General features: G+C 71.5%; 9 protein-coding genes. 5 read left to right on the plus strand and 4 right to left on the minus strand.

Annotation, left to right across the window (positions count from 1 at the left end):
- Positions 1-956: 956 nt before the first annotated feature.
- Entirely contained in the window at positions 957-1,664 is a 708-nt protein-coding gene (gene lexA / locus ACZ6S0_RS38835) for a transcriptional repressor LexA (RefSeq protein WP_465924329.1), read from the plus strand.
- Positions 1,665-2,274: 610 nt separating this feature from the next.
- Here lexA and ACZ6S0_RS38840 read toward each other — a convergent pair.
- Entirely contained in the window at positions 2,275-3,138 is an 864-nt protein-coding gene (locus ACZ6S0_RS38840) for an aminoglycoside adenylyltransferase domain-containing protein (RefSeq protein ID WP_465924330.1), read from the minus strand.
- 164 nt (positions 3,139-3,302) lie between these two features.
- Here ACZ6S0_RS38840 and ACZ6S0_RS38845 point away from each other — a divergent pair, with 164 nt between their 5' ends.
- Complete coding sequence (locus ACZ6S0_RS38845) at positions 3,303-4,313, plus strand: MalY/PatB family protein (RefSeq protein ID WP_465924331.1); 1,011 nt, start codon at positions 3,303-3,305, stop codon at positions 4,311-4,313.
- 100 nt (positions 4,314-4,413) lie between these two features.
- Here the strand turns inward: ACZ6S0_RS38845 and ACZ6S0_RS38850 are convergent, their stop codons facing one another.
- Positions 4,414-7,566, minus strand: coding sequence for a S41 family peptidase (locus tag ACZ6S0_RS38850; RefSeq protein WP_465924332.1), 3,153 nt, complete (start codon positions 7,564-7,566; stop codon positions 4,414-4,416).
- 160 nt (positions 7,567-7,726) lie between these two features.
- Between ACZ6S0_RS38850 and ACZ6S0_RS38855 the strand changes: the two genes are divergently transcribed.
- Positions 7,727-8,155, plus strand: a complete 429-nt coding sequence (locus ACZ6S0_RS38855) for a hypothetical protein (protein WP_465924333.1) — start codon at positions 7,727-7,729, stop codon at positions 8,153-8,155.
- A gap of 50 nt (positions 8,156-8,205) precedes the next feature.
- Positions 8,206-9,045: a TIGR03557 family F420-dependent LLM class oxidoreductase gene (locus ACZ6S0_RS38860; protein ID WP_465924334.1), complete on the plus strand. Its 840-nt coding sequence runs from the start codon at positions 8,206-8,208 to the stop codon at positions 9,043-9,045.
- A 47-nt stretch (positions 9,046-9,092) separates the two neighbouring features.
- On the opposite strand, the gene leuS is transcribed toward ACZ6S0_RS38860, so the two are convergent.
- Entirely contained in the window at positions 9,093-11,573 is a 2,481-nt protein-coding gene (leuS, locus tag ACZ6S0_RS38865; RefSeq protein WP_465924335.1) for a leucine--tRNA ligase, read from the minus strand.
- A 439-nt stretch (positions 11,574-12,012) separates the two neighbouring features.
- Here leuS and ACZ6S0_RS38870 point away from each other — a divergent pair, with 439 nt between their 5' ends.
- On the plus strand, positions 12,013-13,890 hold the full coding sequence (locus ACZ6S0_RS38870; protein WP_465924336.1) for a hypothetical protein: 1,878 nt from the start codon (positions 12,013-12,015) through the stop codon (positions 13,888-13,890).
- 14 nt (positions 13,891-13,904) lie between these two features.
- Here ACZ6S0_RS38870 and ACZ6S0_RS38875 read toward each other — a convergent pair whose 3' ends face one another.
- Positions 13,905-15,146: a cytochrome P450 gene (locus ACZ6S0_RS38875; protein ID WP_465924337.1), complete on the minus strand. Its 1,242-nt coding sequence runs from the start codon at positions 15,144-15,146 to the stop codon at positions 13,905-13,907.
- Positions 15,147-15,164: the final 18 nt, after the last annotated feature.

The following is a 15,164-nucleotide window of genomic DNA, read 5'->3' on the forward strand; positions in this document are numbered from 1 at the left end:
CCGCCCCGCCCGACCACACCGCTCCGCCCGGCCACACCATCCGGCCCGGCCACGCCGCCCGGCCCGGTCACGCCAGCCCGTCGCCCCGCCACGCCAGCCCGTCGCCCGGCCACGCGGTCGCTCTCTCCAGTCGCACGACCCCGCCGTCCAGCCGACTGCCCAGCGCCGGGCCTCCGGCGGACCACGGTGTCCTCGCCGCCCCCGGCGGCACCGCCGCACGACGAGCGGATCACCCGGCCGAGCCCTCGCCCGTTACCCGGTTCTCGGTCGCTCGTCCGTCTCGCGCCCCGCCCGCTCTCCGTACCCCGCCCGTTCTCCACGCCGCGCCCGTACTCCGGGTCGCGTCCGTTTCCTCGCCCGTTCTCCACGCCCCGCCCGTTCTCCGGGTTGCGTCCGTTGTCCGGGGTGCGTCCGTTTCCCCGCTCGCGCTCCGCCAGCCGCTGCGGCCTCTTCCCCCGCGAGCCCGCTCGTGCGCCCCTCCCCTGGGGCACGGCTTCGTCGGGCGGGTCGTTGCTTGTGCGCGGCGGCGGTACGAGTCGCAAATGGGATCTTCCCCCACCACTCGCGCGCGCCGCCGACTTCCTACCGGAATTCGCGCGAACGGCACCCCCCGCACGCGTAATGTCTTCCCGTCGGTCCTTGCTCTGTGTGGCTTCGGCGATCAGTGTGAGCCGCTTGACGTCTTCGCTGGTCGCATCCGTACGTATGGGCGTTCGCATGGTTGACCTCCTGCCGTGTGGCCTGAGGAAAAGGCCGAATTAAGATCAGCAAATCGAACACGGTGTCGATCGAACTCCCGTACGATGTTGTACACCACGCTGGCAACAATTTCGAGGAAGACTCGAACAATTGTTTGAAGATGATCTTCAACAGCGATACGGTCGCTGTGTGCGACATCAGGACCACAGACCGGGAGGTTCGCCGGTAAGGCGGGCCGCCAGGCGAGGAGGAAGAGCATGACCGAGCGGGACGACGCGAACGGGGTCAGCGACCTCGCGGTGCGCCGACGAGACTCCCTGGGCCTGACACCCAGGCAGCGCAAGATCCTCGAAGTGATCCGCGACTCGGTGCAACAGCGCGGATATCCGCCGTCGATGCGCGAGATCGGCGAGGCGGTGCAGCTCACCAGCACGTCCAGCGTGTCGCACCAGCTCACCGCGCTCCAGCGCAAGGGCTACCTGCGCCGCGACCCGCACCGGCCGCGCGCGCTCGAGGTGCGCCTGCCCGGCGAGCCCGTGCTGTGGGTCGACCCCGACGCGAGCGACGAGGAGCCCACGGTCAACCGTCCGACGGCCGCCTACGTTCCGCTCGTGGGCCGCATCGCCGCCGGTGGCCCGATCCTCGCCGAGGAGAGCGTGGAGGACGTCTTCGCGCTGCCGAAGCAGCTCGTCGGCGAGGGCACGCTGTTCCTTCTGCAGGTCAGCGGTGACTCGATGATCGAGGCCGCCATCGCCGACGGCGACTGGGTGGTCGTGCGCCAGCAGCCGGTGGCGGAGAGCGGCGACATCGTGGCCGCCATGATCGAGGGCGAGGCCACGGTTAAGACCTTCAAGCGCAAAGACGGTCATGTCTGGCTGGTCCCGCACAACGCCAACTACGAGCCCATCCCGGGCGACGAGGCCAGCGTCCTGGGCAAGGTCGTGGCGGTGCTGCGCCGGCTCTAGCAGGCGAGAGCTCGGGCGCGCGCCCCACCGGTCGTGCCACGTACTGGCGCGCGCCAAAACATCCACCCACGGGGCACAACATCCTCCTCGGCCCCGAGGGTGCCGAGCGGTGCCCGCCGGTCACGCGCTACACGCTTCACCGCAGCGGTACACCTCCGCCGCGACAATGGAACGCTCCAACAGGCGGTCCTGGCGGTCCTTGCACAGCCCACTGGCGCGGGCCCAGCAGCCCCTCACAGCCCCACGGACGCGGGCCCGGGGCGTGCTGCATGGCCCCATGAACGCGAGCCCGGCGAGTGCTTCGCAGCCCCACGGACGCTTGGCCGACGGTGCTTCGCAGCCCCCACCGAGGCAGGGCCGACGGTGCTGCACAGCCTCACGGACGCTTGGCCGACGGTGCTTCGCAGGCCCCTACGGAGGCAGGGTCGACGGTGCTTCGCAGCCCTCACGGAGGCAGGGTCGACGGTGCTGCACAATCCCATGAACGCGGGCCCAGTTCTCGCAGCCCCACCGCCGCAGGCCCAGTGCCCCTACAGCCCCATGGACGCGGGCCCGGCGGTCCTCCGCAGTCCCGCGAACGCCGGTAAAACCCCCGTGCTCACCCCCACCGTCAGGCCCCCTCGATCCTGGCCCCGCTCCCCCCGTACAGCGCATGCGCCGCCCCGATCGCCTGGTCCGCGAAGGCCAGGACGTCGCGCCGACGCTCGAACGGCGACCCGTAGAGCGACCGCCGAGGCGTTCCGAAGTGGTCACCCAGCCCCGACACCGCGCCCGACAGCGTCGCCTCGGCCGTGTCGTCCGCGCGCAGCCTCAGCACCTCGTTCACCACCCGGTGCCAGCGCTGCGGGAAGACCTCCAGGGCGTGCAGCCCGGCCCCCGTCTTCGAGGTGATCTCGCCGGTCGCCAGCGTGTAGTGCAGCCGCGCGACTCCGGTCACCACCCACACCGCGCCGTACCCGCCGAGGCAGGTCAGCCCCCACAGGGAGGCCGGACGCCAGGCGCGGGTGACCAGGCGGCGCCAGTAGCGGTCGAGGTTGCCGTCGGCCCAGGCGGCCAGTACGGCGGGATCGTTCCAGATCTTCAGCTCCTCCGGCTTCGGCCCCCGGCAGGTCAGCCCGTGCCTGGCCAGCGTGTGCCAGGTGACCGGGTTGACCTCGCCCCGCCGGTTGAGCCGCCCCGCGTGCGCCCGGGGCCGCTCGCCCAGGGACGCGGGGTCACGGCCGAGGTCGTCCCAGGTGAGGTAGACGCCGTCGAAGGGATGGACCCCGAGCCTGGTGTGGATGCGTTCGAGTACGCCGGCGGGCGGCGCGGCGGCCGTCACGGCCACGAAGTCGACGTCGCTAGTGTCGGGCCGGTAGTCGCCCAGAGCCGCCGAACCCTCCAGATAGAGCCCCTCCACCAGCCCGGGAGCCTCCGCGTCGGCCAAGGAGAGGTACGTCTCGACGATCGCGTCGATCTTCGGGTGGGGCGTCATGGCCGCCCAGCCTGCCACACTCCGCCCCGCTGCCTCATCACATTCGACAATCCTAGAATGGCCGGGTGAACGACGCATATCCCTCTTTAGACCTTAAATCCACACATGATGGACTCAAGTGGGCAGCAGTCGATCCCGGGGTGATTCCGGCCTGGATCGCCGACATGGACCTGCCCACCGCCCCCGCCGTGGCCGAGGCCCTGCGCCGCCGGGCCGACGGCGACCTCGGCTACCCGACCTGGCTGATGGAGCCGACCGCGGGCCCCCTGGCCGAGGCGTTCACCGAGCGCATGGCGAGCCGCTACGGCTGGCACCCCGACCCCTCCCTCGTACGCCCCTTCAACGACCTCAACCAGGCCCTCCAGGTGCTCCTCCAGATCTGGACCGCGCCCGGCGACGGCGTGGCGGTGCACACCCCCGCCTACCACCCGTTCCTGACCACGCTGAGCGTCATGGAGCGCCCCCTCCACCCCGTCCGGCTCGAACCGGACGGCGACACGTGGCGCTTCGAGGTGCCCGACCTGTCGGGCTGCCGGGTGCTCCTGCTGGTCAACCCGCACAACCCGACCGGCCGCGTCTTCACCCGCGCGGAGCTGACCGAGCTGGCCGAGCACGCCGAACGCCACGACCTGCTCGTCATCGCCGACGAGATCCACGCCGACCTGGTGTACGAACCGCACCGGCACATCCCGTTCGCCACGATCCTCCCCGAGCGCACGGTCACGCTCACGTCCGCGACGAAGGCGTTCAACCTGGGCGGCATCCGCTGCTCGGTCGCCCACTTCGGCCACCGGGGCGCCCGCGAGGCGCTGGAGCGGCAGCCTCCCTTCGTGTACGGCTCGCCGAGCGTGTTCGGCGTCGAGGCCACGGTCGCGGCCTGGCGGCACGGGGACGCCTGGCTGGCCGAGACCGTGGCCCTGCTCGACCGCCACCGGCGCACGATCGCCGCCCGCCTGCCCGGGGCGTTCGGCTACCGGATGCCAGAGGCGACGTACCTGGCGTGGCTGGAGGTGGGCCGGCCTGGCATGGCGGAGGTGTTCGAGCGCGAGGCCAGGGTCCGGCTGAACGACGGCGCGGATTATGGCCCCGGCGGCGAGCACCACGTACGGCTCAACTTCGCCACCACCGAGGCCATCCTCACCGAGGTCCTCGACCGCCTGGCCCGCACCGCTTAGGAGACCGGCCCAGGAGACCGGCGCGGGAGACCGGCTCAGGAGACCGGCCCAGGAGACCGGCGCGGGAGACCGGCTTAGGAGACCGGCTCACGAGGTCGGATCACGAGGTCAGCGGCGGCAGCTCAGGCGCGACCACCGCCGGGCGCTCGTCGAGGGCGGCGAGCGCCAGCTCGACCGCCTTGTCGAGCTGCGGATCGCGCCCCGCCACCCGGTCCTGAGGCGTGATCACCACCTCGACGTCGGGATCGACGCCGTGGTTCTCGACCCCCCACCCGGGCCCGTCGAGCCAGAACGAGTAGCGGGGCTGGGTGACCACGGTCCCGTCCACGAGCGCGTAGCGGCTGTCGATCCCGATCACCCCACCCCACGTGCGTACGCCCACCAGGGGCCCGATCCCGCGGTTCTTGATGCCCACGCTGACGATGTCGCCGTCGGATCCGGCGAACTCGTCCGCGATCGTCACCACGGGCCCGCGGGGCGAGTCCTCCGGGTAACGCGTCGGCCGGTAGCCGCGGGCCAGCGCCCATCCGGTGACCTTGCGCGAGAGCTTCTCCAGGACCAGCTCCGACAGGTGACCGCCGCCGTTCTCCCGCACGTCCACGATCAGCCCGTCGCGGGCCATCTCGGTACGCAGGTCCCGGTGGAACTGCGCCCACCCCTCGGCCGTCATGTCCGGCACGTGCAGGTAGCCCAGCCTGCCCTCCGACACCCGCCGGACGTGGGCGCGCCGGTCCTCCACCCAGTCGTGGTAGCGCAACGAGGACTCGTCGGAGATCGGAGAGACCACGACCCGGCGTACGTCGCCGCCGGAGGCGGGCCGCACGGTCAGCTCGACGGGCTGCCCCGCGGTGCCGGACAGCAGCGCGAGCGGCCCGCGTACCGGGTCGACCGGGCGGCCGCCCACCGCGAGGATCGCGTCGCCGGGGCGGATCGCGACGCCGGGCGCGAGCAGCGGCGAGCGGGCGGCGTGGTCGGACGACTCGCCGGGCAGGATCCGCTCGACCCGCCACTCGCCGCCCGCGTCCCTGGCCAGGTCGGCGCCGAGCAGGCCCTGGCGGCGGCGGGGGTCGCCGCCGCCGCCACCCGCGCCGTACGCGTAGGCGTGCGAGGTGCCCAGCTCGCCCTGCGTCTCCCAGAGCAGGTCGATCAGCTCGGAGTGGGTGCCGATGCGTTCGACGAGCGGCTCGTACCGGTCGAGCACGCCCTGCCAGTCGACGCCGCTCATGTCCGCCCGCCAGAAGTGGTCGCGCATGAGCCGCCCGGCCTCGCGGAAGCCCTGCCGCCACTCGGCCACCGGGTCGATCTGGACGGCGATCCGGTCGAGGTCCACGGTGACGACCTCGTCGCCCTCGCTCGCGGCGCGGGTCTGCAGGCCGTTCTTGCCGTTGGTGACGATCCTGGAGCCGTCGCCGCTGACCTCGAACGAGCGCACCTCCTTGCCCAGCTCGGCCTTGGCGCGCTTCTTGAGGTCGTAGCGCTCGAGCACGGTCTCGTGGTTCTGCTCGCTGCCGTCGCCGAGCCGGCCCGTGACCGGGTGGCGCAGCCACAGCAGCGCGTCCTTGCCGGTACGCAGGTTGCCGTACCGTCCGGCCTGCACCGGCAGGGGCACCACGCGGGCGAAGATGCCCTCGGGGTCGACCTCGGTGCGCGGCGGCTCGTCGTCCTTCTTCTCGCCCTTGGCGGGCTTGTCGTCCTCGCCGTTGAACCCGCGTCCCTGCAGGGAGGGGTCGAACGGCGAGGGCGTGGTGGCCTGCAGCGGCAGGATGTACGGCTTGCAGCCGTACGGGAAGGACAGGTCGAAGACGTGCGCGTCGTAGACCGGGTCGAAGGTGCGTATCGACAGGAACGCCAGGTGTTTGCCGTCCTTGGTGAACACCGGGTCGTAGTCGGCGAAGCGCGGCGGCGTCACCTCGATCACCGAGGTGCCGTCCACGCGTCCCATCTTGATCTGCGTGAGCCGGGAGGAGTGGGGGAACTCCCAGGCCAGCCAGCCGGAGTCGGGCGAGAAGGCCAGCCCGCTGACGTCGCCCTCCTCGGTGCGGTCCAGCTCGCGGAGGTGCTCGCCGTCCAGGTCGGCGACCAGCAGCCGCCCGTCGTGCGTGGCCACGGCCACGTGCTTGCCGTCGGGCGCGGCGACCAGCTCCAGCACACGGCCGAGCTGCCCGGCGGCCAGCGTCCTGACCTGGCCTCCGGGGGTGCCGATCTCCAGCGCGTCCTCCCCGCCCGTGTCGGACACCCACACGGCCCTGCCGGTGGCGTCGAGCACCTGCGGCAGCCGTACGCGTACCCCGGGCTGGACCCGCAGCGCGCCGGCGGGCCCGTCGCGGTGGGTCACCCAGTGCGCGCTGCCGCGGATCTCGACCACGCTGGCCCGCCCGCTGACGTCCGTCGCGAACGAGCCCACCCGCAGCGGCGCCGGCCGCCTGGCCCGCCCGGGGCGCGGCCCGCCCAGCTTGATCTCCAGCCGGTACGGCTCGGCGTCCAGGCTCTCCAGCAGCCACAGGTCACCGGCGTGGGCGTAGACCACCCGCTGACCGTCGCTGCTGGCGTGGCGGGCGTAGAACTCCTCGTGGGAGCTGTGCCTGCGCAGGTCGGAGCCGTCGGGCAGGGCGGAGTGGAGATTGCCCGTGCCCTCGGCGTCGGTCAGGAACACGATCCGGTCGCCGACCCAGCTCACCGACCAGTACTGCGCCGCGCTGTCGGCGAACAGCCTGGTGAACTCGCCGTCGCCGGTGGCGTCCACCCAGATCTTGCCCGCGGTGCCGCCCCGGTAGCGCTTCCAGTGGGACGGCTCGCGCCACATCGACGACACGGTGGCGACCTTTTCCCCGCCCAGCGCGACGTCGGAGACCCAGCCGTACGGCAGCCGGGTGGCCGGGCCGCCGTCGAGCGGCACCGCGTACGCCCAGCGTCTGGACCTGGAGCCCTGCCCGAACGCGCTGGTGGCGAGCACGTCCCCGTCCGCGCTCCACCCGTGGACGGTGGTCGTGCCGTCGCCCCAGTACGTCAGCCGCTCGCCCTCCGCGCCGTCGATCTCGGCCGCGAACACCTCGGGGGCGCCCTCCTTGGTGCCGGTCCACGCGATGCGGCCGCCGTCGGGCGAGAATCTCGGATGCGACACCGGTACCCGGTCGGCGGTGAACCGCCAGGCTCTCCCCCCGGTCAGCGGAGCCAGCCAGATGTCGTCGTCGGCGACGAAGGTGACCAGGTCCCCGTGCAGGTGCGGGTGTCTCAGATATGCGCCGTTTATCACATATGCACATTAATCTGCGGCACCAAGCCCAGCCCAAGATTTCCTCCGCCGGCGGACGGGTCCGGGTCCGCGAACCCCCAAGTCCGGGATGTCGGGCTTTGCGGGGGGAAGGAGCCGAACGCCACTTTCGCGCACCGTCTTCCGTGCCCTGCGAGGAACCATGAAGATCGTCGCCCGTCCGCACCAGCTCCCGCTCCGCCTGGCCACCGGGGCCTTCATCCTGAACTCCGGACTCGGCAAGGTCCACGCCGACGAGCCGACGGCCGCGTCCCTGCACGGCCTGGCCGCGGGCGCCTACCCGTTCCTTCGCCGCCTGGACCCGGCCCTCTTCGTCCGGATCCTGTCGAGGACCGAGGTCGCGCTCGGGGCGGCGCTGATCACGCCGTTCGTGCCGTCACTGGCCGCGGGGGCCGCGCTGACCGGGTTCGCCGCCGGGCTGGTCGGCCTCTACCTCAGGACGCCGGGGATGCGCGAGCCGGGCAGCCTGCGGCCGACCAAGCAGGGTCTCACGCTCGCCAAGGACGTCTGGATGCTGAGCATCGGGCTGGGCCTGGTGATCGAGGAGCTGCGTGCCCGCGACCATCATTGATCTCCGATCCCGGGCCGCTAACGTTCCCCAGGCCGGGTAGCCGGGCACGCATGCTACGCATTGGCTACACCTTGACGTCCGAACAGGCTCCGCCTCGCGAACTTGCCGACCACGCCGCCACCGCCGAGCGGATCGGCTTCGACTACGCCGTCATCTCCGACCGCTGCTTCCCAGGGGCCGAGGAGATGGGGCAGTCGCCCTGTTGCTGGTCGGCGCTCGGCACGGCGGCCCGGGCCACCGAACGGCTGCCCCTCATGACGTACGTGACCCACCCCATCCATCACCCGGCTGTGGTCGCGCAGAAGGCGGCCACGGTGGGCGCGCTGAGCCACGGCCGGTTCACCCTGGGCCTCGGCGCGGGCGAGAACCTCGACGAGCACGTCGCCGGAGAGGGCCGGCCGCCGGTCGACACCAGGCACCGGATGTTCGCCGAGGCCGTACTGATCATCAGGAAGCTCTTCAGCGGCGCGTACGTCACCCACCAGGGCCGGTTCTACGACGTGGACTCCGCCAAGCTGTACGACCTGCCCGAGCGGCCCGTCCCCATCGGCATCGCCGCCTCCGGCGGGCAGTCGGCCGAACTGGCCGCCGAGTACGCCGACGTGCTGGTCGTCGACGAGCCCATGCCGGAGGTGGTGCAGCGGTTCCAGGCCACGGGCGGCGAGGGCAAGCCCGTCTACGGCCGACTCCCCATCGCGTACGACGCCGACCCCCAGGACGTGCCTGGGAACGTGCCGTGCGGCGACGATGTGGACGCCGTCCTGAGGGCCGCCAAGAGGTTCGCCGACGCCGGGTACACGCACCTGGCGCTGGCGCGGATCGGGCACGACCGGCAGCCCTTCCTCGACCGGGCGGAGAAGGAGCTGCTGCCGGCCCTGCGCACCCTCTGAACCGGCCGGTCCCGCACCCCGGCGCCGGGCCGCGGGACCGGCGGGCGCTACGGAACGATGTTGACCAGCTTGGGCGCGCGGACGATCACCTTGCGGGGCGCGCCCCGCAGGTGGGCCGCGACCTTCTCCGAGCCCAGCGCCAGCGCCCGCAGCTCTTCCTCGGTGATGTCGGGCGAGACCTCCAGCCGGTCGCGCACCTTGCCCGCCACCTGCACCACGCAGGTCACCGAGTCCTGCACCAGCAGCGCCGGCTCGGCCGTCGGCCACCCCGCGAATGACACGGACCCGGTGCGGCCCAGCCGCTCCCAGCCCTCCTCGGCGGTGTACGGGGCCACCAGCGACAGCGTCACGGCCAGCGTCTCTGCGGCCTCGCGCACCGCCGGGTCGGCGGCTCCAGGACCGGAGTCGATGGCCTTGCGGGTGGCCGAGGTCAGCTCCATCATGCGGGCCACCGCCACGTTGAAGCGCTGGCCCTCGACCAGCTTGGTGACCTCGTCGATCGTGTGGTGGGTGACCTTGCGCAACTCGACGTCGCCGCCCTCGAACGCGACACCCGGCTCGCTGGTCACCTCGGACATCACGCGCAGCGCGCGGGCCAGGAACTTCTGCGAGGCGGCAGGGGAGACGTCGGCCCAGTCGATGTCGTCCTCAGGCGGCCCGGCGAAGATCATGGTCAGCCGTACCGCGTCGACGCCGAAGTCGTCGATCTGCCGCCCCAGGTCGACGCCGTTGCCCAGGGACTTCGACATGGCCTTGCCGCCGTTGATGACCTGCCCCTGGTTGAGCATCCGCAGGAACGGCTCGGTGAAGCCGACCATGCCCATGTCGTGCAGGACCTTGGTGAAGAAGCGCGAGTACAGCAGGTGCAGCACGGCGTGCTCGATGCCGCCGACGTACTGGTCGATCGGGCCCCACCTGCGTACCTGCTCGGGGTCGAACGGGCCGTCGGCGTAGCCGGGCGAGCAGTAACGCAGGAAGTACCACGACGAGTCGACGAACGTGTCCATCGTGTCGGTGTCGCGCCTGGCCGGGCCGGAGCACTTGGGGCACTCGACGTTGACCCACTCGGCGGCGCCGGCCAGCGGGGCGACGCCCTTGGGCGCCAGCGCCTCGCCGCGCAGGTCGGGCAGCGTGACCGGCAACTGCTCGTCGGGGACGGGCACCTCGCCGCAGTCGGGGCAGTGGATGATCGGGATCGGCGTGCCCCAGTAGCGCTGCCGCGACAGCAGCCAGTCGCGCAGCCGGAAGTTGACCGCGCCGGTGCCCCTGCCCTCGGCCTGCAGGATCTCGATGATCCTGGCGATGCCCTCGGCCTTGCTCAGCCCGTCGAGCGGGCCGGAGTTGACCAGGGTGCCCTCACCGGGCGTGGCCTCGCCGGTCTCGCCGGGATCGGCCAGGCCGGTGTGCACGACGACCTGCACCGGCAGGTCGAACCTCCGCGCGAAGTCCAGGTCGCGCTGGTCGTGGGCGGGCACGGCCATGATGGCGCCGTGGCCGTAGTCGGACAGCACGTAGTCGGCCGCCCAGACCGGGATGCGCTCGCCGTTGACCGGGTTGATCGCGTAGCGGCCCAGGAAGACGCCGGTCTTCTCCTTGTCGGTGGCCAGCCGCTCGATGTCACTCAGCCGGGCGACCTCGGCGCGGTATGCCTCGAAGGCGGGGCGCTGCGCGTCGGTGACGATCTCGTCGGCCAGCGCGGCGTCGGCGGCCACGACGAAGAACGTGGCGCCGAACAGCGTGTCGGGCCGCGTGGTGTAGACGTGGACCGGCTCCTCGCGGCCCTCGACCTCGAACAGCACGTCGGCGCCCTCGGAGCGGCCGATCCAGTTGCGCTGCATGGTCAGCAGCCGCTCGGGCCAGCCCACCAGTCGCTCCATGTCGTCCAGCAGGCGCTGCGCGTAGTCAGTGATCTTGAAGTACCACTGCGTCAGCTCGCGGCGGATGACGTCGGCTCCGCAGCGCTCGCACTTGCCGGCCACGACCTGCTCGTTGGCCAGCACGGTCTGGTCGTTGGGGCACCAGTTGACCAGGCCGCCCTTGCGGTAGGCCAGGCCGCGCTCGAAGAAGCGGATGAACAGCCACTGGTTCCAGTGGTAGTAGTCGGGGTCGCTGGTGTGCAGGCGGCGCGACCAGTCGAAGGAGATGCCGTAGCGCCGGAACGAGGTGGCCTGCGTCTCGATGTTGGCGTACGTCCACTCCGCGGGGTGGGCGTTGCGCTTGATGGCGGCGTTCTCCGCGGGCAGGCCGAAGGAGTCCCAGCCGATCGGGTGCAGGACGTTGTAGCCCTTCTGCATCCAGTAACGCGCGACGACGTCGCCGATGGCGAACACCTCGCCATGGCCCATGTGCAGGTCGCCGGACGGATAGGGGAACATGTCGAGCATGTAGCGCCGCTCACGCGGGTCGGCGGGGTCGTCGCTCGCCCGGTAGGTGTCCTGCTCCTCCCATCGCTGCTGCCACTTGGCCTGCAGCGCCTGCGGATCGTACTCACTCACGGCTAGTGTCCTTCTGGCTTGAGGCGGACCCATAAGAAAACCCCCCGTGCACACAACGAGGGGTGGAGCCGCGACGGCGAGATCGTCTTCAGGGCCGTCGCGGCCCGCTAAGAAGCAGGGTCGCGGAACGCATGTGTCAAGCCTAGCGCACCTCTTCGGCTGAATGCAGATACTCCAACGGCCTCCGCGGGCACAATGGTCCCTTCGGGTCCGGCGAGACCTGATGGTGATGTATCCGTTGTGACCTCATTCGTCCCGGAAGAATAACCTTGCCGCCGTGGTATACCCAGACGAGCCAGATCGACCGGAGGATGGCCTGCCCCTGCAGGATCCGCCGACCGATCCTCGTGGCTTCGCTCGTTTCGCTGCGGAACCACCTGCGTCTCCTGGAAAATCCCATGAGATCATGCGTGACACGTCAAATCCGGATATAACGGGACATCCGGATACAACCTCGGGAGGGTCGGCAGCAATGGCGACGGAGAACTCCGGACCTCACGTGCCGTCGTCCTGGCCGGACGCACCACGTCGCGACGTACCGCCCGCCTGGCCGGAGGAGCCGCCCGCCGCCGAGGTGCCGACGTCGTGGCCCGAGGCTCCGAGGCCGTCCCACCCGGAGCCGTCCTGGCCGGAGCCGCCGCGCAAGGACCCCTCCTGGCCCGAGCCCCCGGGCGCCTCCCGCCCGGGGCCGCCGCCCCAGGACCCGGCCCTCGGCGCGGCCGCGTGGCCGGACCCGTCGTCGCAGTCCCCGGCCTGGCCCGAGCCGCCCCGCCGTGACCCCGGCGCCTCACTCCGCGACAGCGCGGGCTCCTTCCACGACACCGGAGGCCCCCTGCGCGACCTCGGCGGCCACGAGGCGACTTCGTACCAGGCGGCCCCGACGTCGTGGCCCGAGACGAACTCCCGGGACACCTCCCCCTCCTGGCCCGAGACGAACTCCCGGGACGCGTCCCCCTCCTGGCCCGAGACCGCGCCCCGCGACGTGCCCGCCCCGTGGGCCGACACGCCCGCCCGGGGCGCGCCCGCGGCCTGGCAGGAAAGCTCCGCGCAGGACGTGCCGACCTCATGGCCGCAGACGGGAGCGCCGCACCAGAGCGGCGCGGGCCCCGCCGGCAGGCAGGAGGGGTCGCCCATGGGCGGCCCGCCGCCCGTCCAGCCGGCCGACCCCGTTCCCGCGTGGGCCCAGCCGCCCGCCTCCGCCCCCGACTCCTGGTCCAACCTGGCCAGCCCCGCCCCCTGGCCCCCGTCCGGCCCCGCGGGCGACTTCCCGCCCAACCAGAACAACCTGCCCAACCAGAACACCCCGCCCAGCCAGCACGCCCCACCCGGTCAGCACCCCCCGGCCGACGAACGCACGGCCATCTACGCCCAGCACACCGAGACCCTCCTGAACGATCGCGCGGTGCCCTCCACCCCCATGGATTCTGCTCACACCGGCGCATCCTCCGCCGAAGACCAGTCCGCCCGCCCCGGCTCCAACCTGAGCCGCGATCCCTCCGACCCCGAGCACCGGTTCGTGACGGCCGGTCAGATCAGCGGCTCCCGCACCCCGCCCCCCGAGCGCCAGCAGGAGCTGTGGAACACCGTCTTCGGCGACAACTACCAGGCCATGGGCGATCAGGACGTCCTCGACGAAGAGAGGTCGGGCAAGCCCGTCTGGATCTACGCGCTCGGCGGCTCCGTGGCGATCGCGCTGGTCGCCGCGCTGCTGTGGGCGTTCCTCTGGGGCCCGCTGGCCGGTGAGGAGCCGTCCAGCGCCAGCGTGAGCGAGCAGACGGCGGCGCCGACGCCGAGCGCCACCAAGACCGCCACCTCGATCGGCCCGCTGCCGAAGTACCCGGGCAAGGCGGCGGCCGTCCTCGGCCGGGTGCCGGTCACCGCGGCCGGGATCTCGGTCCCGCGCCTGGGCGGCGACTGGCAGCTCGACCAGCGCGCCACGGTCAAGGGCACCTACGGCTTCGACAGCCGCCAGTACGTCCAGGTGGCCCCGGAGAAGTACGCCGAGTTCCTGACCGGGCCGCTGTCGCAGCGGCTGGCCTCGTACTACGAGCAGGACAACCTGGAGCCGGTCATCAAGCAGGTCGTGCTGAGCGCCCGCAAGTCCTTCTTCCCGCCGGACAACAAGGTCCGCAAGATCGCCCAGCAGCCGATCAAGGTGGGTGACCAGACGGGACGGCTGATCGCGTACGCGCTGACCTCGAAGACCGAGAAGGCCACGATCGTGACCATAGCCGTCAACACCGGCGCGAACGTCCCGGCCATCGTCTACATGTCGATCCCCTCCGACAGCAAGCAGCTCCTGCCCGACATCCGCACGGTGATGAACCAGATCAAGCTGACCGCCCAGTAGCCGCGAGCGGGCCCTCAGAAGGCGCACTCCATGTGCTTGATGCCGTTGATGAAGCTGGAGTGCAGGCGGTCGGGCCTGCCGCCCTCGATGTTCGGCACGCGGCGCAGCAGCTCGCGGAACATCACCGTGATCTCGCGCCGGGCCAGATGGGCGCCGAGGCAGAAGTGCGGCCCTGGCCCGCCGAAGCCGACGTGCGGGTTGGGGTGGCGGGTGATGTCGAAGCGCAGCGGGTCGGCGAACACGGCCTCGTCCCGGTTCGCGGCCCAGTAGAACAGCAGGGCCTTGTGGCCCTTGCGGTAGAGGTGGCCGTTCATCTCGAAGTCCCTGGTGAGCTTGCGGCGCATGAAGTTCACCGGGGAGGCCAGCCGGACGATCTCCTCCACGGCCCCGGGCGCGCGGCCCTCGACGTCCTCCAGCCACAGGGCGCGCTGGCCGGGGTTCTGGGTGAGCAGGCGCAGGCCGTAGGAGATGGCGTTGCGCGTGGTCTCGTTGCCGGCCACGACCAGCAGGATGAAGAACGAGCCCAGCTCCTGCAGGGTCAGCCGCTCACCGTCGAGGTTGGCGTTGACGAGGGACGAGGTCAGGTCGCCCGTGGGGTGGCCGGTACGGTGCGCGGCCAGGTCCTGGACGAGCTGTTGCAGCTCCATCCCGGCGTTGAGCAGGCGCTCGGCGAGGTTCTCGACGTCGTCGCCGGTGTATTCGGGGTCGAAGCCGCCGAGGATGAGGTTGGAGCGGTCGAAGACGTACTGGTAGTCGCGCTCGGGGATGCCCATCATGTCGCAGATGATCTTCAGGGGCAGCCGGGCGGCGACCTCGGTGACGAAGTCGCAGCCGGGGCCCTTGGCCAGCAGGTCGTCCACGATGCCGACGGCGGCCGCCTCGACGTCCGCCTCGAACTGCTTGATCATCTTGGGCGTGAAGGCGCGGGAGACGATCCGGCGCAGCCTGGCGTGGCGCGGGTCGTCCATGTTGATCATCGATCCGAAGTACTCGGCGAACTCCGCGGGCATGTCGGGGATGTTCGTCGCGCCGCCGTCGCCCGAGCAGAAGACCTCCGGGTTCCTGCTGGCCTCAAGGATGTCGGCGTGCTTGACCAGCGCGTAGTAGCCGGGGCCCTTGGGGGCGTAGGGCAGCTCCATCTCCTCGAAGAAGGCCGGGGTCTCCCGCCCGCGCAGCCGCGCGAACGCCTCCTCCCTCTCACTCATGGGCCTGGCCCAGAATTCGCGGTTCGACAGATCGAAGTCCACGGCGCTCATGAGGCAATCATTCGAAAA

The organism is Nonomuraea sp. NPDC051298, assembly GCF_055586305.1.

Bases quoted from the DNA above. Each gene is read 5' to 3' on its own strand.
- lexA (WP_465924329.1), top strand. From the start codon at position 957: ATGACCGAGCGGGACGACGCGAACGGGGTCAGCGACCTCGCGGTGCGC.
- ACZ6S0_RS38840 (WP_465924330.1), bottom strand. From the start codon at position 3,138: ATGACGCCCCACCCGAAGATCGACGCGATCGTCGAGACGTACCTCTCC.
- ACZ6S0_RS38845 (WP_465924331.1), top strand. From the start codon at position 3,303: ATGGACCTGCCCACCGCCCCCGCCGTGGCCGAGGCCCTGCGCCGCCGG.
- ACZ6S0_RS38855 (WP_465924333.1), top strand. From the start codon at position 7,727: ATGAAGATCGTCGCCCGTCCGCACCAGCTCCCGCTCCGCCTGGCCACC.
- ACZ6S0_RS38860 (WP_465924334.1), top strand. From the start codon at position 8,206: ATGCTACGCATTGGCTACACCTTGACGTCCGAACAGGCTCCGCCTCGC.
- leuS (WP_465924335.1), bottom strand. From the start codon at position 11,573: ATGGGTCCGCCTCAAGCCAGAAGGACACTAGCCGTGAGTGAGTACGAT.
- ACZ6S0_RS38870 (WP_465924336.1), top strand. From the start codon at position 12,013: ATGGCGACGGAGAACTCCGGACCTCACGTGCCGTCGTCCTGGCCGGAC.
- ACZ6S0_RS38875 (WP_465924337.1), bottom strand. From the start codon at position 15,146: ATGAGCGCCGTGGACTTCGATCTGTCGAACCGCGAATTCTGGGCCAGG.